Annotated in this window: 20 protein-coding genes; 5 read left to right on the top strand and 15 right to left on the bottom strand. The window is 35.5% G+C overall.

The genetic code is table 11. From position 1 onward, the window contains the following. Positions 1-10 precede the first annotated feature (10 nt). The 8 genes from NCE97_RS03130 to NCE97_RS03095 all read right to left on the bottom strand — a co-directional run bounded on the left by NCE97_RS03130 (position 11) and on the right by NCE97_RS03095 (position 8,963). Entirely contained in the window at positions 11-1,780 is a 1,770-nt protein-coding gene (locus tag NCE97_RS03130) for a BatD family protein (RefSeq protein ID WP_353777405.1), read from the bottom strand. Between the two features lie 21 nt (positions 1,781-1,801). Continuing rightward, positions 1,802-2,638 carry a tetratricopeptide repeat protein gene (locus tag NCE97_RS03125; protein WP_353777404.1) on the bottom strand — a complete coding sequence of 279 codons (837 nt, stop codon included), beginning with the start codon at positions 2,636-2,638 and terminating at the stop codon, positions 1,802-1,804. 11 nt (positions 2,639-2,649) lie between these two features. Beyond that, on the bottom strand, positions 2,650-3,147 hold the full coding sequence (locus NCE97_RS03120) for a hypothetical protein (RefSeq protein ID WP_353777403.1): 498 nt from the start codon (positions 3,145-3,147) through the stop codon (positions 2,650-2,652). A gap of 54 nt (positions 3,148-3,201) precedes the next feature. Beyond that, positions 3,202-4,239, bottom strand: a complete 1,038-nt coding sequence (locus NCE97_RS03115; protein WP_353777402.1) for a vWA domain-containing protein — start codon at positions 4,237-4,239, stop codon at positions 3,202-3,204. A gap of 12 nt (positions 4,240-4,251) precedes the next feature. Further along, positions 4,252-5,256, bottom strand: coding sequence for a vWA domain-containing protein (locus NCE97_RS03110; protein ID WP_353777401.1), 1,005 nt, complete (start codon positions 5,254-5,256; stop codon positions 4,252-4,254). Then, entirely contained in the window at positions 5,256-6,953 is a 1,698-nt protein-coding gene (locus NCE97_RS03105) for a hypothetical protein (RefSeq protein ID WP_353777400.1), read from the bottom strand. The genes NCE97_RS03110 and NCE97_RS03105 overlap by 1 nt, the downstream gene beginning before the upstream one ends. A 22-nt stretch (positions 6,954-6,975) precedes the next feature. Continuing rightward, positions 6,976-7,842, bottom strand: coding sequence for a DUF58 domain-containing protein (locus NCE97_RS03100; protein WP_353777483.1), 867 nt, complete (start codon positions 7,840-7,842; stop codon positions 6,976-6,978). 119 nt (positions 7,843-7,961) lie between these two features. Further along, on the bottom strand, positions 7,962-8,963 hold the full coding sequence (locus NCE97_RS03095; RefSeq protein ID WP_353777399.1) for an AAA family ATPase: 1,002 nt from the start codon (positions 8,961-8,963) through the stop codon (positions 7,962-7,964). Between the two features lie 160 nt (positions 8,964-9,123). Between NCE97_RS03095 and NCE97_RS03090 the strand changes: the two genes are divergently transcribed. Genes NCE97_RS03090 through NCE97_RS03080 form a run of 3 tightly spaced genes read left to right on the top strand, consistent with a single transcriptional unit; the run spans position 9,124 to position 11,765 of the window. After that, the gene (locus NCE97_RS03090) at positions 9,124-9,996 is read left to right on the top strand and encodes an aldo/keto reductase (RefSeq protein WP_353777398.1); all 873 of its coding nucleotides are present in this window, start codon (positions 9,124-9,126) and stop codon (positions 9,994-9,996) included. Between the two features lie 12 nt (positions 9,997-10,008). Beyond that, a complete protein-coding gene (locus tag NCE97_RS03085; protein WP_353777397.1) occupies positions 10,009-10,635 on the top strand; it encodes an HD domain-containing protein in 627 nt (208 codons plus the stop codon). After that, positions 10,632-11,765, top strand: a complete 1,134-nt coding sequence (locus tag NCE97_RS03080; protein ID WP_353777396.1) for an ATP-binding protein — start codon at positions 10,632-10,634, stop codon at positions 11,763-11,765. The genes NCE97_RS03085 and NCE97_RS03080 overlap by 4 nt, the downstream gene beginning before the upstream one ends. 360 nt (positions 11,766-12,125) lie before the next feature. Here the strand turns inward: NCE97_RS03080 and NCE97_RS03075 are convergent, their stop codons facing one another. From NCE97_RS03075 to amaB, 5 genes are all read right to left on the bottom strand, one after another. After that, a complete protein-coding gene (locus NCE97_RS03075) occupies positions 12,126-12,503 on the bottom strand; it encodes a carboxypeptidase-like regulatory domain-containing protein (protein WP_353777395.1) in 378 nt (125 codons plus the stop codon). A gap of 55 nt (positions 12,504-12,558) precedes the next feature. Next, on the bottom strand, positions 12,559-13,746 hold the full coding sequence (locus NCE97_RS03070) for a DUF1501 domain-containing protein (protein WP_353777394.1): 1,188 nt from the start codon (positions 13,744-13,746) through the stop codon (positions 12,559-12,561). 2 nt (positions 13,747-13,748) lie between these two features. After that, the gene (locus NCE97_RS03065) at positions 13,749-15,128 is read right to left on the bottom strand and encodes a DUF1800 domain-containing protein (RefSeq protein ID WP_353777393.1); all 1,380 of its coding nucleotides are present in this window, start codon (positions 15,126-15,128) and stop codon (positions 13,749-13,751) included. 69 nt (positions 15,129-15,197) lie between these two features. Beyond that, positions 15,198-15,458 (bottom strand): hypothetical protein, encoded by a 261-nt coding sequence (locus NCE97_RS03060; protein WP_353777392.1) that lies wholly within the window; start codon positions 15,456-15,458, stop codon positions 15,198-15,200. Between the two features lie 56 nt (positions 15,459-15,514). Further along, positions 15,515-17,068 (bottom strand): L-piperidine-6-carboxylate dehydrogenase, encoded by a 1,554-nt coding sequence (amaB, locus tag NCE97_RS03055; protein ID WP_353777391.1) that lies wholly within the window; start codon positions 17,066-17,068, stop codon positions 15,515-15,517. 121 nt (positions 17,069-17,189) lie between these two features. Here amaB and NCE97_RS03050 point away from each other — a divergent pair, with 121 nt between their 5' ends. Both NCE97_RS03050 and NCE97_RS03045 read left to right on the top strand, forming a co-directional pair. Then, on the top strand, positions 17,190-18,260 hold the full coding sequence (locus NCE97_RS03050; RefSeq protein ID WP_353777390.1) for an isoaspartyl peptidase/L-asparaginase family protein: 1,071 nt from the start codon (positions 17,190-17,192) through the stop codon (positions 18,258-18,260). 2 nt (positions 18,261-18,262) lie between these two features. Beyond that, positions 18,263-18,586, top strand: a complete 324-nt coding sequence (locus NCE97_RS03045) for a TraR/DksA family transcriptional regulator (RefSeq protein ID WP_353777389.1) — start codon at positions 18,263-18,265, stop codon at positions 18,584-18,586. Here NCE97_RS03045 and NCE97_RS03040 read toward each other — a convergent pair whose 3' ends face one another. Both NCE97_RS03040 and NCE97_RS03035 read right to left on the bottom strand, forming a co-directional pair. Then, positions 18,587-19,747 carry a metal ABC transporter permease gene (locus NCE97_RS03040; protein WP_353777388.1) on the bottom strand — a complete coding sequence of 387 codons (1,161 nt, stop codon included), beginning with the start codon at positions 19,745-19,747 and terminating at the stop codon, positions 18,587-18,589. Beyond that, positions 19,740-20,864 carry a metal ABC transporter permease gene (locus tag NCE97_RS03035; RefSeq protein ID WP_353777482.1) on the bottom strand — a complete coding sequence of 375 codons (1,125 nt, stop codon included), beginning with the start codon at positions 20,862-20,864 and terminating at the stop codon, positions 19,740-19,742. The genes NCE97_RS03040 and NCE97_RS03035 overlap by 8 nt, the downstream gene beginning before the upstream one ends. Positions 20,865-20,952 lie beyond the last annotated feature (88 nt).

Below are 20,952 nucleotides of genomic sequence, written 5' to 3'. Positions count from 1 at the left end.
TGTCTATACGCTATCTAATTTGTCGATCTATTGCCGAAATTGCATCAGCAGACCTACTATAATCTTGTTGCATTGTAACATTGGTCGTTGGTGTATATCTCGCCAATTCGCAACTTTCTAAAAGCGAGATAAACTCTCCAACTACATCTTGCTCAACACTTCTATCACTAAGCAATGTTTTAATCTTATCCTTACTCATTTCACTGGTTTCAATAGCTAACTTCGCCTTCAGGTAATTGTGCAAGGCCTTTTCTAAAGCAATGTAAAATGCTTCTTTCTTTCCTAAGGCTTTCTTAGCTTCTCCCAGATATTTCTTAGCCAATCTATCGGCTTTTCTTATTCTATTACCATGTACATCTGCATCTCTTTCGGCTTTCTTTCTACGGACAACTATAGCTATTGGTATGGCTAAAAACGGTGTTAGTAAAAGTGCCCAAAAGGTTGTGGTTTTAAAGAAATACTTAGGCTTTATTGATGTGAAATTTGTACTGGTTTTAATGAACGCAAACTGATCGCCTTTAAGGGTTACTGCTTGTTTCGTTGATGTGTTTGAAGACGTGTTAGAGTTAGACCCATTGAGAGGTCCATCTAAAACATCGATAACAATCTCATCAGAATTTAAACGTCTGTAAGTCTTGGAGTTTAAATCAAAATAAGAGAATGAAATACTTGGTATTGGATACTTCCCTTTGTATTGAGGTACAACGGTATAGCTTTCACTCTTTGTCCCTTGCATTCCAGATAATGGTGTACGAATCTTATCATTCTTTTCTGGTTCGTATACTTCTAGCGAGCTTGGTAAGGTAAGCTCTGGTAACTCAAAAAGTTTCAAATTTCCTTTCCCCGATACTTCTACTTTTACTTGTAAAGATTCTGAAGCATCTAATTGAGATTTTGAAGCTGAAACATTGAAATCGAAATCCCCAACCGCTCCAGTAAAATCTGATGGTTTTCCAGCTTCTGGTAATGGTTTCACATTAATGGTTCTACTACCTGCAGAAACCACCTTATGAACCTGAGTCATTATACGACTACCGAAAAGATCTCGTCTATTAGTAGGAACTTCGACGGTAATATCTAAACTCAATGGCTCAATATCCAGTTTTCCAATTTTTTGAGGATAGAGTACAACGCGCTTTAAAACCACATAGCGATACTCTTCTCCTTTAAAGGTTCCTGTTTCTGCTTTTATGGCTTTTACTGGGATGTTCTGACTCCAGAAATCATTGTATCTAGGGTTGTCGATTTCTCTCCAGTTACTCACTCCTGTCGAAGGGTGAACGTATAGTTTGTATACGACAGTAATTGGTTCGTTGAGATAGGGTTTAGTTTTGGAAACTTCTGCTACCAAATGAACATTTTCTGAGGCAACATAGTCTGCATTATTACCATCTTTTGGTTTTGAAACTGCAGCGGTAACTTCGACCGTTACTGGAATAGTTTTGTAGATATTACCTTCAATTTCTATTGTGGCTTGCTTTATAGTAAACCTGCCTCGCTTTTTTGGTGCTAAGAAATAGGTATATGTCTTTTTGTAAGAGCGTTTTCCGCCTACCCACGAATTACTTACGGAAGTGTTTGGACCTCCTATAACTGCAAAATTTTTGAAACTAGGTGGATTAAAGTTGTCGCCATCTTTGTCCATTTCGAAGTCTATTCGAAGGCGTTCATTAATCCCTAATTTTTTCTTGCTTACTTTGGCTTCGAACTTAACTTGGGAAAATAAAGATGTTGATGATAAAATCATCAAGCATACGAATATGGGCTTCAACATCTTCATTCTAAATAGCAATTGCGTTGTTTACCAATCTTTATCTGTTTTTATTTTTTGGCCTTTTTGTTTCTTGGCATTCATCTTCTCTTGAACTTTTTGTTCTTTATCATTCATGGCCTGTAGCAAGTTCTTTATTTGCTGCTTAGATAATTTTCCTGGTTGTGGTTTTGGCTTTTGCTGCTTTTTCTCCTTATCACCTTTGCCCTCATCTTTTTGATCTTGCTTCTTTTCATCTTTTGGCTTTCCGTTTTCATCTTCCTTTTCTTCGCCTTTTTCTTTCTTGTCTTCTCCTTGATCTTTTTTCTGCTCTTTATTATCCTTATTCTCGTCTTCCTTCTTTTGCTGATCTTCTTTGTTTTGGTCTTTCTGATCCTTCTTATCTTCATTTTCATCTTCACCACCTCCGCCTTGGTCTTTGGCGCATTCTTTTGCTAAAGCAAAATTGTAGCGGGTTTCATCATCTGTAGGATCGTTTCTCAATGCATTTTTAAAGGCTTCAACAGCTTCTTTACACATTTCATTCTGCATCAAAATATTACCAATATTGTGATAGGCTTTGTGTTTTTCTTCTTTCGTCTTAGCTAATATGGCTGCTTGCTGTGTTCTATATAGCGCCTCTTCAAAATTACCTTTGTTATAATATGAGTGTGCTAAATTGTAGGTGCCTGCTGCATTGGATTGTTCTGAAATGGCTTTACGATACTCCATCTCTGCAGCTACAAAATCACCATCTACCAAATTATTTCCTTCGTAAATGAAGTTATTGGCTTTCTTCTCCGCCTTTATCTTTTCTTTATCCTTTTTCTCTTGTGAAAAAGATATAAAGACACTCAATGATAATAAAACTGTAATGACTGTTCTCATGTTCATTAGTATTATTTCTTTTGAATGAATTTAGTACTCAAATACACTTGTTCCCATTTTCCGTCCTTATAACTTCCTACTTTGAAATTATAGGTTGAATCATCTACATATTCCCACATATCTGTTACAATACTAGTGCCATATTTATATTGATAGACAATATTCTTACCCTCTTGCATAACGGTACCTTCTGTAACACCTCCAAAAACATCGAACTCCCAAAACTTGATAGTATTAGACGATTTATCAAATTTTCTAATGCCTAAGTTTCTGTCTCCTATTTTTGTTTGTTCGGCATCAACAAACCCTTTAGATTTTGCTGTAACTATGGCTTTGCCTAAATCATACTCAAAAGTCACTTCTTGCTTAAAAGCACTTCCATCTCCCCATTTACCTTCTGCATACCAGGTTTTGTCCACCAGATTATCGAAAACTGAAAGTTGGGAATCTTGAGCCGCCATTATTAGTGGTAGACCAAGAAAAAAGAGTATGTATTTAATTTTGTTCATGTTTTGTGTTAACCAAGATATTAAACCTATTCTGTAAATCGTTTTAATGTTTTCTTAAAAGTTTTCATTGAATAGATTAAGTTTCTTTAACCAGGCTGTTTTACGCTCTAAAAGGAAAATGTCTAAAAACAGTAATAAAATCCCTAAACCTAAAAACCACTGGAACTGTGATTTGAAGTCTGCAAATTGTTTTGCTTCAAATTCTTTTTTATCCATTTGTATTAGAATATCCTTAATGGATTCTACAACATCCTTGGTGCGTTTTCCATTAATATAGGCTCCATTTGCTTCATCTGCTATAGTTTGAAGCGTCTCTTCATTGAGCTTAGTAATTACCGTTTCGCCATTATTGTCTTTCTTGTAATTCAATACAACACCATTTCTCTTTATAGGAATTGGTCCTCCTTTAGGGTCTCCAACACCAATAGTAAATATCCTGATGCCTTCTTCACTGGCAGCTTCGGCAACTTCAGCAGCTTCATTACTATGGTCTTCTCCATCAGAAATGATGATTAAAATTCTACTGGTTTGCTCGTCATCGCTGTAATAAGTTCTCGCTAATTGTATGGCTTCGTTTATGGCTGTTCCTTGAGAAGACAGCATATCTGTATTCATGTTTTGTAAAAACATCTTAGCCGAAGCGTAATCTGTTGTGATTGGTAATTGCGGAAACGCCTTACCTGCATAAGCAATGATACCAATTCTATCACTTACCAGATTATTGATGATTTGCGTTACCAACTGCTTAGATTTTTCTAATCGGTTTGGGGCAATATCTTCAGCCAACATACTTTTGGATACGTCTATGGCAAATACAATATCTACCCCTTGACTCCTTACAGTCTCTAACTTAGTACCAATTTTAGGGTTTACTAAAGCAATTGTAAGGCATGCAAAAGCCAAACTCAGTACTACGATTTTTAGTGCTGACTTGAATAACGACTGGTTTGGGCTTAACCTTTTCAATAAGGTAGAATTAGCAAACTTGCGCTGTGCGTTTCGCTTCCAAATTTGTAAAATGAGGAACAACAAAACTAGCGTTGGGATTGCCAACAGTGTCCAGAACCATATTTTTTCTTCTAATTGATACATTTACTAAATGCTTTAAATAAAGCTTCTGAAAATTGTAAAACGCAATAACAATTCTAACATCAATAAAAGGCCAGCCAGTAATACTAACGGTCTATATTTTTCTTGATAATTATAGAATTTAAATTCTTCTATTTCTGTTTTTTCAAGCTTATTAATTTCATCATATATCTGAGCTAACTTTTTGTTATCAGTCGCTCTAAAATATTTTCCTCCTGTAACTTCAGCGATTTCTTCTAACAGTTCTTCATCTATTTCTACCTGAACTCTTCCGTAGTGAAAATCACCATTATGTTTAAATGAAATTGGAGATAATGCCATACCATTGGTTCCTAATCCAATTGTATAGACTTTAATCCCAAATTCTACTGCTAAATCCGAAGCAATCTTTGGGTCAATCTCACCAGAATTATTCACACCATCTGTTAATAGAATAATAACCTTACTTAAGGCCTTACTGTCTTTCAATCGATTTACAGATGTGGCTAATCCCATTCCTATGGCTGTACCACTTTCTATAATTGTATTGTACTTCACATCATTTAAGGAACGTAATACAATGGCTTTATCTGTCGTAATTGGCGTTTTTGTAAAACTTTCTCCTGCATATTCCACCAAACCAATTCTATCATTAGGTCTTCCTTTAATAAATTCTGAGGCTACATCTTTGAGTGCTTCTAACCTGTTTGGTTTAAGATCTTTGGCCAACATACTTGCTGACACGTCGATTGCCATTACAATATCAATACCTTTAGTTGTCTTTGTCTTAGAACTCACATCTACAGTTCTCGGTCTTGCCAAAGCTGTGATTAATAATCCAAGGGCTAATAACCTGAACACAAATAGAAGATGCCTGAATTTTGGGAGTATTGAACTTCTTACTTTAAAGCCTTTAAGGCTAGACATTTTTAGTTCTGCTGTTTGACGCTTGTATTTGAATAGATACCATATCAGGGCCAGAGGCAATAATAACATTGCCCAGAATAACTTCTTATTTAAAAACTCAATCCCTTCTAGCATTATTCGTCTTCTTTTTGTTCTTTTTCTGGTTGTTTATTTTGAAGCTCAATGGAATCTATGATGCGTTCTATCATTTTGTCTGCATAAACATCATCTTTCTTCCAAACTAATACAATCTGCTGAATTACATTTTCATTAGAAAAGGTAAGCATCGTATAACTTCCTTCGTTAAAATCATCTGGGATAACTGTTGGAAATTCTGCTGTACCATGAGTTCTTAACCCTTCTGCTCCATTTGGTGTAACAAACTTATCATTTTTAGTAATAATGTTTTTTACCCCGTTGCTTTCCCAAGTCTGTAAACTTCCTTCAATGGCTAAGCTCAAATCAATTTCTTGTTGTTGCTCCTGTTCGTCTTTGGATGCTGGTTGATTTATTCTTGTCGTGGCAACAACAATATTGAACTGATCAATTAAACTACCATATCCAAACATGGCAATTTTCACCTTATCCTTCATCTCTGGAGGAAGTGGTGCTTCCATACGCTTAAGCACTTTTGGTGTTTCTATAGCGATAGGTGGGAAACCATATTCACTTTTTACCCAATCACCTTCAAGCAATTCTTTGCTTTCGTGACCTATGACTGTATCTTTTACATACTCAAAACCATACTTAATCCCAAATCCAACAAATGTCGCTACGAGTAAGAATAGTGAAATGAGAGTCGTAATAAGGATCTTCTTGCGTTTCTTTTTTCGCTCTTGTGCTTCTCTGTATTGCTGATCTAGTAATTTTTCTTCTTCTGTAGGTTCAGGCAAAACTGCTTTAACCTCATCAACTTCTTTGGCTACTGTAGATAAGTCTATTTTTGCAAGTTCTATATCTGGAGTAGACTTGGCGAACTTTACTAAATCTGCACGTTTTAGAATGGTATCAATATTTTTTATGGTATTGTTTGAAAAATCAAACTGATTTCCATCTTTTAGCAAGTTTAAGCGATCAATCAATTGATCGGTAGTACTTTCTAAAGCGTGGTCATAAACTTTTTCGTCTAAAAATTTCCTTATGATTAGTGTTAATTCAGAATAAAAACGTTTTATCTCCGAATTTTCTAAATAATTACTGTCTTCTAGTTTTTGGATAGCGAGTTTGGCTCTATCGTAAGGTGGCAATAATGCCTCTTTTTCTTCTTCAGTAAGAGGTTTTTGTCTCCAAATGAACCAGTATAATAAGAACGCTACTAACCCAATGATAAGCAGTGTGAGAAGTAAGTATTTCCACCAATTACCTCCTCTTTTGTCTACTTCTATAATTGGCTTTATGTCATAAAGCTTTTGCTTAGAGGTGTCTACTTCAACATTATTGACTTCAACCCTCAAAGAATCAGTAAAGAACAATTTTTCGCCTACCAGAATCTTTTGTTTGGGAATAATGTAAGCTCCAGAATCGAACTGAGTAAGCCCATATTTTTTGATGAGCTTATAGCGTGCATCTTTTTTGGTCGTATCAATTTTGTATGATTCTATAACTTCTAAAGGCAAAAAAGTTTGTCCTTCTGGGAATACTACAACTTGTGTTGTATCTGCTTCAACCTGAATTTCATACTTAATTTCTTCACCTATTTTAATCTTTGTAGAATCTATAGATGACGTGACTTGGGCTGTTAAGGCATTTGTGAATAGCAACAAGAAAGTAACGGACAGAAGGCATATTCTGCTAAAACTACTTTCAATACTATTTGACTTATCTCTTTTCACTTATATCTTACTACTTTTAGAACTATCCTCTTCGCTTAAAATATCCCAATAACTTTTTCACATAACTCTCATCTACTCTACAGTTTATTGTTCCTGCTCCAGATTTTGAAAAACTATTTTTATAATAGTCTACTTTGTCTTTGTAGAATGTTGAGTAATTCCTTCTCACACTTTTTGAAGCTGTGTTTACCAACAATAGCTCTCCTGTTTCTTCATCTTGCATTTGTACCATTCCTAAATTTGGAATCGCTTCTTCGTGCTTATCATAGATTCTAATTCCTGTAACGTCGTGACGTCCTGATGCTATTTTTAGAGTATGTTCATAATCATCTGCAATGAAATCGCTCATTAAAAAGACTATGGCTTTCTTTTTCATGACGTTGGACAAGAATTTCAAAGCCTCTGCAATATTGGTTTGTTTGCTCTTTGGCTGAAATTCTAAAAGCTCTCTAATAATCCTGAGAACATGTGATCGTCCTTTCTTTGGTGGTATGTACAACTCAACCTCATCAGAAAACAGTATGAGACCAATCTTATCATTATTCTGTGTTGCAGAAAATGCCAAGGTTGCAGCAACTTCTGTAATGATTTCATTTTTGAATTGCTGCTCTGTTCCAAATAATTCTGAACCAGAAATATCTACCATGAGCATCATCGTAAGCTCTCGCTCTTCTTCGAATACCTTTACGTAAGGTTCGTTATAGCGTGCTGTTACATTCCAATCGATGTTTCTTACATCATCACCATATTGATACTGTCTTACTTCAGAAAAAGTCATACCTCGCCCTTTGAAGGTAGAATGATATTCTCCTCCAAAAATGTGATCAGACAAACGGCGTGTCTTAATCTCTATCTTTCGTACTTTCTTAAGTAATTCCTTAGTATCCATTGTTCTTTTTGTCATTCCGCACTCGATGCGGAATCTAATGCATTTAAGCTCTTGAAATAATTATGAGATTCCTGCTTTCCCTTCGACTGAGCTCAGGGTGACACACAGGAATGACAATCCTATGGCACTTCTATTTCGTTAACGATTTTATTAATGATGTCTTCTGAGGTAACATTTTCAGCTTCTGCTTCGTATGTAATGCCAATTCTATGACGAAGTACATCATGTACTACTGCTCTAACATCTTCGGGTATGACGTACCCTCTTCGCTTAATAAATGCATAGCACTTAGCAGCAGTAGCTAAATTGATACTTCCACGAGGGGAAGCACCAAAAGAAATTAAAGGTTGTATTTCGGAAAGTTTATATTTTTCTGGGTATCGTGTTGCAAAAATGATATCAAGGATGTATTTCTCTATCTTTTCGTCCATATACACATCTCTCACTGCTTTTTGAGCTTTTAGGATTTGCTCGATGGAAACCACAGGGTTTACTTTTTCGAAGCCTCCCTTTAAGTTTGCTCTAATAATCAATTGCTCTTCATCGATTTTTGGATAATCAATAACGGTCTTGAGCATAAAACGGTCTACCTGAGCTTCTGGTAATGGATATGTTCCTTCTTGCTCCACTGGGTTTTGAGTTGCCATTACCAGGAATGGTTTGTCCAAGATGAAAGTTTCGTCACCAATTGTTACTTGCTTCTCTTGCATTGCTTCAAGTAAAGCGGATTGTACTTTGGCTGGTGCTCTGTTGATCTCATCCGCTAAAACGAAATTGGCAAAGATTGGCCCTTTCTTTATAGAGAAATCATTTTCTTTAATGTTGTAGATTAATGTACCTACGACATCGGCAGGTAATAAATCTGGGGTAAACTGGATTCTACTAAAACTTCCGGCTACTGCCTGAGACAGTGTGTTAATCGCCAAAGTTTTTGCTAGCCCAGGCACACCTTCTAGTAGAATGTGACCTTGACCAAGTAATCCTATTAATAAGCGTTCGACCATTTCTTTTTGGCCAACGATAACCTTGTTCATTTCCAAGGTCAGTAAATCGACAAAAGCACTTTCCTGTTCAATTTTCTCGTTAATCGACTTAATATCAATTGTACTGGTTTCTTCCATTTTTAAAAATTTTTAAAGTCCCGAATATAATTAGTGAAATCGAGGCTTGCAAATTGTTAAAATTATTTCGGGGATGCTGTTAACAATTGGTTAAAAATTCAGTATTTAAAACAGGTTTAAGACTTTTTAGTTTTCTATTTTTAAAGTTTAAGAAAAGCTTATGAATTCTGGAGATTTTTCAAAGATTATTGCTGGAACCATGACCTGGGGAAAATGGGGTAAGGCAATGGACTCAAAAAGTATGATATCAATCATGAATCATTGCCTTGATCAAGGCATTACTACTTTTGACCATGCCGATATTTATGGCGCCTATACTACTGAGGCTGAATTTGGTGATGCTTTTGCCAATAGTGGGATTAATAGAAGTGATATTCAAATTATTAGTAAGTGTGGCATCCAATATCTGTCTGATAACAGATCTAACAAAGTAAAACACTACGATTATAGTAAGGATTATATCATTTGGTCTGTTGAGCAATCGCTTCAAAACCTAAAAACTGATTACTTAGATCTTTTGCTTTTACATAGACCTAGCCCATTGATGGTTGCCGAAGAGATTGCAGAAGCGATTACGCTTTTGAAAAAAGAGGGTAAAATAAGAGGCTTTGGCGTGTCTAACTTCACACCGAGTCAAATGGAAATGGTTGGACTAAGAGCTGATGTAGATGTAAACCAAATTGAATTTTCCTTAACGCAATTTTCGGCCATGCATGATGGCACTCTGGATTACATGATTACAAATGGCATTACACCAATGGCTTGGTCTCCTCTTGGTAATGTGTTTAGAGAAGACACTGAGCAAACCAGAAGGATACATCGACAGCTTGGTGAGCTTATGGATAAATATAATGCCACTGAAGACCAATTGTTATTGGCTTGGATTTTGAAACATCCTTCGGGAATTCATCCAGTAATCGGAACTACAAATACGCAAAGAATTACTGATGCGGTGGCGGCTACAAAGATAGACTTGGAGCTCGAGGATTGGTTTTTAATATTGGTTGCTAGTCAAGGACACAAGGTGCCTTAATTATTAGTGATTATGGTTGAAGATTTAAAACATGAATTCACGTCACTTGTAAGCGAGTATGCAAATAGTAATGATTGTTACGTCTATTATGAAGAACTAGCACGTGCATATAATGGTAACAATCGACATTACCATAACTTAAACCATATAGCGCACATGCTCAACTTACTCAATGATGTTGAAGCTTATGTTTTTGATTTAGATGTTCTAAAATTAACCATCTGGTATCATGATGTTGTTTATTCTTCAAGAAAAAATGATAATGAAGAAAAAAGTGCAGAATTAGCCAAAAATCGATTAAATTCGATCAATTTTGATGGAAATCGAGTAAAAATCATTCAAAATTTGATTATTTCAACAAAAAAGCATGAGGTTATTTTAACTGAAAATGATGATAATGCTTTCCTTTTGGATATTGATTTGTCGATTTTGGGTTCAGATTGGGAAACTTACTTAGAGTATTCGAAAAAAATAAGAAAGGAGTATGCCATCTATCCTAACTTTATGTACAAAAAAGGAAGAAAGAAAGTTTTGAGTCATTTCTTGGAACGAGAACATTTATACTTTACTAATTATTTTAGAAACAAACTTGAAAACCAAGCCCAAGAAAATCTGAAGAAAGAACTTAACATGCTATGATCAATAAACGCCTACTCATAAAAAATCTGTTAGCTCACAATGATGAGAATAGTTTTTATGACAAAAAGCGTAAAATTGATATTAGCGAAAAAGAGGGCAAGGCAAAATTCTTAAAACATATTTGTGCACTATCCAATAGTAATCCTAAAAATAATTCTTACATAGTTATTGGTGTACAGGATGAAGATAACAAGATCATTGGTGTAGACTTTTTTGATGATAGTAAAATTCAGAATTTAATTAATGCATATTTAGACAATCCTCCTATTGTTCAGTATGAGAATATTCCTTTTCCACATTTACCAGATCATAAAGTCGTTGGTTTAGTAACCATTAGACCTATAGAAAAGCTAACATCTCTTAGAAAAAACATCTGGAAATATTATGGAGGTTCTGTGTTTTTTAGGGATGGAAGTATGAGCATGCCCAAGGTATTTGACATAAAGATTGAAGATGTCAACTCAGAGATTGTTTCTGCTATTGAAGCTCATGCCCAAAACAACATTGAATACACCTTAGATGGTGTGTTTGATTTTATGGAGAAACGTCGCGATTTTAATCCGCAATACAAAGTGTTTAAAGAATATTTTGTGGTTTGCTGGTCTGGGCAAAAAAAAGCTATAAAGGGAGAAACATTTTTCTCTAGAGTAGATATTGAGCTTATCAATGAGCAAGTGCGCTTGTTCTTTTCGACTTTAGATGAAGTGACTATTTCTTATGACTCTGACACATTTAAAATTGTAGAGTATGTAAGTCTGGGATTGCAGAATTCTTTTAAATATTATCCTTTGGAAGAGACGATAATTAGTTTTGACAATAATGCTAATTACAGTATCGATTCAAAATTATTGTTCGAACCTCCTCAATACGATAAAAAACCATTGTACCATATTCTCAATGCTAATAATGCACTTCTGGAGAAACTAAAAAAAGGTATCACATTAACCAAAAACGAAGAGCAAGATGTTCTTAATCTACCTGCTACATATCTTATTTGTTATCTGAATAACTTTAATGATGCCTTAGAGAAACTTCATGAAGCAAAACCCTATTTAAAGTCTAAATATAAGACTGCTTATATTTCATATAAAGAAGCAATTCGTATTTTGAGAAAAGTAAAATACAGTTAGGTTTTACAAACTTAGCCAACTATACACTATTTTTTACCAACTATAAATTTTAAGGCAAATTATCGCTTTATTTTTACGATGTTTATAGCGCTATTAATCAATGAGATAAATCTTGTAGGAGCTGATATTATTCAGTTAATACAAGATTTTTTCTTTTAATATAACTCGGTGATTTTAACGATAAAATACCTTAAAAATCGATGAAATTTTTGCAAATACCGTTAGTAGATTATTTCTGCAATTTGTAGTTTTTTTTAGAATTCAATCCTCTTTATTACGATTTTTGTCTTGCTATTAATCAATAAAATAAATCTTGTGAGGAGAGGCGACGGTCTTACTAAGCAAGATTTTTTTTTCGCCCTAATTTGGAGTAATTGTAAATTCTAACACTTGTGGAATTACGTGACACTGATCTGCCGTAACTTCGATAACCTCTGAAGTAAATGTTTGATATCCTTCTCCTGTAACTTCAATCGTATAATTACCTGCACGTTCTCCTGCTCCAAAGAATCTACCACTATTATCAACTCGCATTAAAGGTTCTTGATATGTTCCATCTATTGCTGTCACTGTTATATCTTCAGTGATTTCTGCATTTGTGGAACTGTCTATTATCGTTACATCGAGCCCATACACAAATACTAAAGTACATATCACTTGGTCGCCGTTATTATCATCATCATTATTACAACTAAAAACAATAGTAAATACTAACAGTAGGCAAAGAATTCTCTTCATGGCAAATCAATTTTATCTTTAAGATGCAATAAACTAAAAAAGGTTGCGTAGAATTTTAAATAAAATCTAAGGTTTGGAAGGCTCCATTGAGTATTAAATCATCATCTGCTTCGAGCCACTTTTTTAATATGGTAGCGTATATTCTTCTAAAGTCAATTTCATACTTAAGATCACCATTTTCATCCAAATCTTCAAGGCTTACTAAGTCATTGTAAAACCCTTGGGTTTTTAAGTTTTCCCCTATTATGAAAACATTATTTGCGGTACCATGATCTGTTCCATTGGCTGCGTTTTGAGCAACTCGGCGTCCAAATTCCGAGAATGTCAAAATCAATGTATCTCTAAATGTGTCTTGAGATTTTAAATCATCAACAAATGCTTCAATACCTTTAGCATATATATCTAAAAGCCTCTTCTGTCGATTGGCTTGGCTCGCATGTGTATCGAATCCATCTAAGGATGTATAGTAAATCGAAGTGTCTAGTCCAGAATTGATAAACTGGGCTGTAGTTTTTAATTGCTTCCCAAAGTTATGGCTTGGATATTCGGCTGTACCTAACTTAACCTTGGTTTCCTCATAAATATATTTTGCGGAAGATTTTGCTTCTATGAATGTCTTATACAAATACCCTAGGTTATGCTCGCTTAAATGTGTATCGTTATAATGTTCAACAATTTTATTCAAAAATGGATCCCTGGATGTATTATACAATACCCTATAATCCTTGGTTGCTATTCCATTCTTATAACTTCCTTTCATTGCTAAAGAAAGTGCTTCGTTAACTTCTATAGCATTGTATGGCTTTTTACCATATTTGTCTAAGTACCTTCCAATCCAACCGTTTTGCAAGTACACATCCGAATCACTTGCTGATTGCCATATGTCCATAGATCTAAAATGTGAACGGTTAGGGTTTGGATACCCAACATTGTTAATAATACAAAGATGACCATCATCCCATAATCGTTCCAAAGGTTGTAGGCTTTGATGTAATCCTAGCGTATCATTCATTCTGATAATATCACTGTCTATAGCTAGACTAGGTCGGGCTTTATAGTAAAAATCATTTGTGTAAGGAATTATAGAGTTCAAACCATCGTTCCCTCCAGTGAGTTGAACTATTACAAGTCTTTTAAATCCTCTGGTTCTGAAACTAGTATTATCTAATGCCTTAACAAAGCTAGGGACTAAAACTACGCTACTTGCTAATGCCGAATTCTTTATAAACTTTCTCCTATCCATAATTAGCACATTTGATATTCTGGTAAAGACATTAACTGTATGCAATAATCTCTTAATGACGACTTATTGAGAGAACGTAAAAATGCTTCAGTACCATTATTCAGTTTTGTGTTCAAAAGATTTTGTTGCAACGTTGCATTAGAATAATGCCCATAGTTACTAAAGAATGCATCCCAGTTGGCTTCTACTTTAAAAGGCAATTTCTTCTTGTTTTTTTTGAAATAATATTTCCTAAAGGCATCATTAAAATCTCCTTTTTCTTTATGAGGAATTTGAGCATGGTTAACCAATAATGAAGCCATTCTCAATCGTACCATTATCGTATTAACGTCTATCCAAGAGCTTCCTCCTTTCCAGCCAGCAACATTTGGTGGTCTTAATAATACTTGACCAAGTAGATGCTGAAGCTTCATCAAATCTCTTTCTCCTTTGAACTTTAAAGGAATTGTTCTATGGACTCCAACTAAAAAGTCGATAGGTGATTTTATTTTAGTGCCAATATTTTTCTCATCATAAAACCAATCTTGTAGAAATACGAATCGCATCAGTTTACTAATGTCATAATCTCCATAGAATACACTTACCATCTCATTAATATGCTGCTTAACGATGTTTTCATTAACGAAATAGCGATATATTTTTTCACAAATGAATCGTGCACACTGCTTTTGTTCTAAAATGATGTCTATAATGTTGTCACCATCAAAATCTCCTGTTTGCCCAAAGAATGTTTTCTGCCCATAATCATGTTGAAGTCTTCTCAAAACAAAGTCTCCTCTAAAATTATGGTTATACCCAGTAAATGCTCTAGCACTTTGTTTTATATCTTCTTCAGTATAATTGCCTACTCCAAGAGTAAATAGCTCCATTAATTCTCTCGCAAAATTCTCGTTAGGTTTACTTTTTCTATTTTGCTTTGCATTAAGGTATTTTATCATAGCAGCTTTTTTTGAAACTGCCTTTACAAATTCTCCAAAATTACCTAGAGCATTGACCCTGAGAACATTAATAAATTGCTGAATATGCATTGCATTGCTTTCTTGGCAAACAAAATGGTTAGCCCAAAATAAAGTCATTCGCTCTCTTAATTGAGCTTTATTATTAGCTATCTCAGTAACCCAAACTTTATTGAGTTCTACACCTTTTTTTTTATTGAACTCAACAATCTTCAATCTAAGCTCCTTATTTTTCCTAAGCTCTAAAGGATTCTTAATACCCTTCAACTCAGACAAATCAACAGATATCTTCTTCACCGATTCCGATTCAGTAAATAATTGATCAACAACTTCTTGTCTAGTAAGGTTTTTTAAATTGAATAATTGATTTGGTAGGATTCCAAATCCTGCACGCCAATATAAATGTTGAATATGACTCGTCTGCATAACTTTAAGACCAAGATAGGTGATTAAGGTTTAATCAAAAGCTTCAAAAGTCATTCCAAAAGTCTAATATTATTGTATCTGACCTAGAATTAACAATATTACTGGAGCAAAACCAACAAGCGCAATACGAAACTTAAGTTTTGACTTCCTAAAGCTTAAAAACAGTATTAATGGTAATATCATAAAAACTATGGTGTAGATTATGAGGGCTATCCAGTCTCCAGGCATAGTGAGATATTCAAAGGTTCGTATACCTTCATCAAGGTATGCAACAACATTACACAGTAAAAAACTGATGATAACTAGTAGAATGAGTTGCCTTCGTTCCATAAAAAAACCGTTTGAATATCAAACGGTTTTTAGAATTAATATATTGTTACAATGTTCTATAAATCGAACTTAATTCCTTGTGCTAAAGGCAAATCAGTTGTATAGTTAATTGTGTTGGTTTGACGTCTCATGTATACTTTCCAAGCATCAGATCCAGACTCACGTCCTCCACCTGTTTCTTTTTCACCTCCAAAAGCACCACCAATCTCAGCACCTGAAGTTCCAATATTAACATTGGCAATTCCACAATCAGAACCAGCATGAGATAAGAAACGTTCTGCTTCACGCAAATTATTAGTCATAATTGCAGAAGATAATCCTTGCGCAACACCATTCTGTACATCGATAGCATTTTCAACATCTCCAGAATACTTCAATAGGTAAAGTACTGGTGCAAAAGTTTCATGCTGAACAATTTCGAAAGCGTTATCTGCTTCAGCAATAGCAGGCTTCACATAGCACCCACTTTCATAACCTTCACCTTCTAAAACACCACCTTCAACAACAATGTTTCCACCTTCTTCAACAACTTTATCTAAAGCTGCCTGATACATTTTCACTGCATCTTTATCAATTAATGGCCCAACATGATTGTTTTCATCCAATGGGTTTCCGATTCGTAATTGACCATAAGCATCAACTACTGCATCTTTAACTTTATCATAAATGCTTTCGTGGATAATTAAACGACGTGTAGACGTACAACGTTGTCCTGCAGTACCAACTGCTCCAAATACTGCACCAATTACAGTCATTTTTATATCAGCATCTGGTGTTACTATAATAGCATTGTTTCCACCTAGTTCTAATAACGATTTTCCTAATCGCTCACCAACGGTTTTAGCAACAATCTTACCCATTCTCGTAGATCCTGTTGCAGACACTAATGGAATACGCTTGTCAGTAGTCATCATTTCACCTACTCTATAATCCCCATTGATAAGACAAGAAATTCCTTCTGGCAATCCATTTGCTTTAAAAACCTCAGCAGCAATATTCTGGCAAGCCACACCACACAAAGGTGCTTTTTCTGATGGCTTCCATATACACACATCACCACAAATCCAAGCTAGAGCTGTATTCCAAGACCAAACTGCAACTGGGAAGTTGAATGCTGAAATGATTCCAACAACACCAAGTGGATGATATTGCTCATACATTCTATGTCCTGGTCTTTCAGAATGCATCGTAAGACCGTGTAGCTGACGCGACAATCCAACAGCAAAATCACAGATATCAATCATTTCCTGTACTTCCCCAAGGCCTTCTTGATAACTCTTACCCATTTCATAGGATACCAACTTACCTAGAGGCTCTTTTAGCTCACGTAACTTTTCTCCAAATTGTCTTACAATTTCGCCACGCTGTGGTGCTGGCATCACACGCCATGTTTTGAATGCTGAAGTTGCAGCATCCATAGCTTTATCATAATCTTCACGAGTCGATGACTTTACTTTTCCTATCAATTGTCCATCTACTGGAGAATAGCTTTCAATTAATTCACCATTAGAAAACCAATTAGAACCTGTAGAAGTTCCTTCATTTATAGCTTTTACGCCTAGTTGCTCTAAAGCTTCTTGTATTCCGAAATCAGTTGCAACTGCTTCCATATATATCGTTTTAGGTTGTTATTAAAATGTGTCGCGAAGATACTAAAATTAGTATAGTTCATTTCTTAAAAAACATTATAAAATATTACCTTTAGAAACCATCTTTTTAATTAATGCTATTATGAAAAAAATAAGCTTTCTTTTTATTGTGATTCTATTCTGTTTTGGATGCTCCAATAAGACTTCTAATTCTGAAACTAAAACAGAACAATCTACTGAATCTGACACAATCATAAAGCCAGAATTTGCAATCATAATTCATGGTGGTGCAGGCACCATCTTGAAGAAGAATATGACTCCAGAAAAGGAAGCTGCTTACAAAGCCAAATTAGAAGAAGCCATAAGAACTGGTTACGAGATATTAAAAAATGGAGGGACAAGTTTGGATGCTGTAACCAAAACTATAAATATTATGGAAGATTCGCCGTTGTTTAATGCTGGTAAAGGTGCGGTATTCACCAATGCGGAAACCAATGAGTTAGACGCATCTATCATGGATGGAAAAACATTGAACGCTGGAGCCTCAGCAGGAACTAAAACCGTAAAGAATCCTATTGACCTTGCCAGAGCAATTATGGACAATTCTCCTCACGTTATGATGGCTGGTGTTGGAGCAGAAACCTTTGCTAACGAACAAGGTTTGGAAACAGTAGAGCCTGAATATTTTTACACCACGCGAAGATTTGAGTCTTTGCAGCGTGTTAAGGCTAAAATGAAGGCAGAAGAAAAAGATATTGATACAGAATCGGCTTTCTATGACCCAAACATTAAAGATTCAAAATTTGGTACTGTTGGGTGTGCTGCATTGGACAAAAACGGAAACTTAGCTGCAGGAACTTCGACTGGTGGCATGACTAATAAACGTTGGGGACGTGTTGGAGACTCACCAATTATTGGCGCTGGCACTTATGCTAACAATGCTACTTGTGCTGTATCGAGCACAGGTTGGGGTGAGTATTTTATTAGAGCTATGGTCGCTCACGATATTTCTGCACTCATGGAATACAAAGGATTGTCTTTAGAAGAGGCTGCAAAAACTGTTATTAGCAAAGTTGGTAATCTTGGTGGTGATGGTGGTATTGTTGCAGTTGATAAAAATGGAACTATGGTTGCTGAATTTAATACTGCTGGGATGTATAGAGCCACAATGAATGATAAAGGTGAGTTGGTAATCGGAATCTATGGAGAGTAATTATGGATTCTGAAGATATCAAAACGAAAATCCTCGAAGAAATTGCTAAAACTGAAAAGCAGATTGAGGACTACGAAAACCTAACCAAGCCTATTTCTCCTAGTGATGCTATTGGTCGTGTAAGTAGAATGGATGCCATCAACAACAAAAGTGTAAACGAGGCTTCTTTGCGACAAGCTAAGCTAAAGCTCGTTAACCTAAATCGTGTTTTAGACAAATTTGGGACTGAAGATTTTGGCATTTGTTTGAAATGCAAACAACCGATTCCTGTTGGTCGAATCTTGATTAGACCCGAAAGTTTATTGTGCGTTAATTGTGCTAGGTAATCACCCTCTAAACAAGAAGAAATCATCTTTTATGTGTTCGATCTTGGAATCGTCATTGGTAATGATATAGTCAATGGCTTGGTCAGTAAAACTTTTACCCTTTTCGGTAAGTGAAACAATATTATTATCAATCTCAATCATATTGTTCCTGATGGCCAAGTCCAGAACTGTTTTAGAGCGCACTTTTTGCCAATTGATATGCTCATTTAAGTGATTGACATGGCGTTCACTTTCCTCATTATGATTTCTAAGATGGAGTAAGAATGTTAATAAGGAAACTTCTGTACGTTGTTGTTTTTCACGATACAAAACAGCGATAATTCCTTTTGAAGGTGCAAACAAATAGACCATTAAGAATAATAGTCCTAAAACTGTTGTAATCGATCCAGCTATAGATGCATCTAACCAATGCGCTACCCAATACCCTAGAATAGCACTAAACACACCAAAAACACAAGCTAGTAATAACATCTTCTTGAGGTCTTTAGTAATGAGGTATGCCGCCGCCGCTGGTGCAATCATCAACGCAACTACTAGAATTGCCCCGACTGCGTCAAAGGCACCAACCGTTGTCACTGAAGCTACTGACATCAATCCATAATGCATAATTACTGGTGAGAATCCTAACGATGCTGCAAGACCTGCATCAAAGGTACTTACCTTCAACTCTTTGAAAAAAGCAAATAGCAATCCAATAGTTACTAATAATATACTACCAATAATCCACAAGGATTTTGGTCCAAGATCAACTCCCGAAATCAAAAACCTATCAAAAGGAGCAAATGCTAATTCCCCAAGCAATACTGCATCAACATCGAGGTGTACATCATTTGCATTTTTGGCGATCATAATAACTCCTATACTAAACAATGCCGGAAATACCAATCCAATAGCTGTGTCCTCTTTTACTAATCCTGTCTTTTGAATATACTCTACTAAAACTACTGTGATAATTCCTGTGATGGCAGCTAGTAATATTAATAATGGCGAATTGAGATCGTGCGTAATGAAGAAACCAATAACAATTCCTGGCAGAATAGAATGGCTAATGGCATCGCTAATCATGGCCATTTTCCTAAGTACTAAAAATGTTCCTGGAATAGCACAAGCAAGAGCTACCAAACTTGCAATCAATTGTATTTCTATTTGTGCACTATTCATTGTTTGCTTGTTGATTATACAAATTTGCTGCTGTTTCAAAACCATCTTTGGTAAGACTCCAATTATTGCCTTCAAGGGTTATGTAATCTTTCTTTACAAGCTTCTGCAAAGTTCCTTTTGTAAATCCTTGAAAGTTATTCAATAACCTAATAGCGTGAGGATGGGAAATGTCTTCATGCGTTTTGGCAATGTCATGCATAAACGCCAAGGTCTTGTGCAACTGTAAGTCACGACGATTTTTGATGAATCTTATTTGTTTGAACAATAATCCTCTACTAGGAGAAAACACAAACGATACTATTACAAAAACTGCTGCAACTATAACTATTACTGGTCCTGTGGATAAGTTATTTTGACTAGCACTAATTGCCGTCCCAAACACTCCTGAAAATGCTCCAAATAATGCTGCCAAAAACACCATCTTGGCTAAGCTATTGGTCCATTGTCTTGCCGCCGCAGCTGGTGCTAACAACATTGCACTCATAAGCACCACACCAACGGTTTGTAACCCGAGTACGATTGCTAAAACAATAAAACTTGTGATTAAAATATCTATTGCCTTTGTATTAAATCCTAAGGTCTTGGTATAATCTGCATCAAACAAAAGTATCTTGAATTCTTTCCAGAATAGCAATAAGATTAAGAGACAAATTCCAGTGACAATTGCCATCAACCACACATCACTTTCTACTAAGGTTGCAGCCTGTCCGAATAGATACTTATCCAATCCTGCCTGATTGGCATTGGGTTGCTTCTGGATAAAGGTCAATAGTAACATCCCAAAGCCAAAAAACAAAGACAATATTAATCCTAAAGCTGTGTCTGATTTCAAGTGCGTTTTGGTAATAATGCCTCGTATCCAAAACGTGCCTATAAGTCCACTCACCAAAGCACCCAATAATAAAATATTACTATCCTTTGCTCCTGTAATCAAAAATGCAATAGCGATTCCTGGTAACGCGGCATGTGAAATAGCATCACCAAGTAAACTTTGCTTTCTGAGTACGGCAAAACTCCCTAACATACCAGTAACTGCACCAAGGATTGCTGTACCCAACGTTATAGTTCGTAAGGTATAGTCTGTAAAGACAAGTTCTATGTATTCTAGTATATCTATTCTTCTTTGCTTTTGTCATTCCGCACTTGATGCGGAATCTATTTAAGTTTCAGTTTTTGCAGAATCTCAATTCTTATCATGAGATCCT

This window comes from Winogradskyella sp. 3972H.M.0a.05, assembly GCF_040493455.1.
GTDB lineage: Bacteria > Bacteroidota > Bacteroidia > Flavobacteriales > Flavobacteriaceae > Microcosmobacter.
This window is presented reverse-complemented; position numbering and strand designations above follow the sequence as displayed.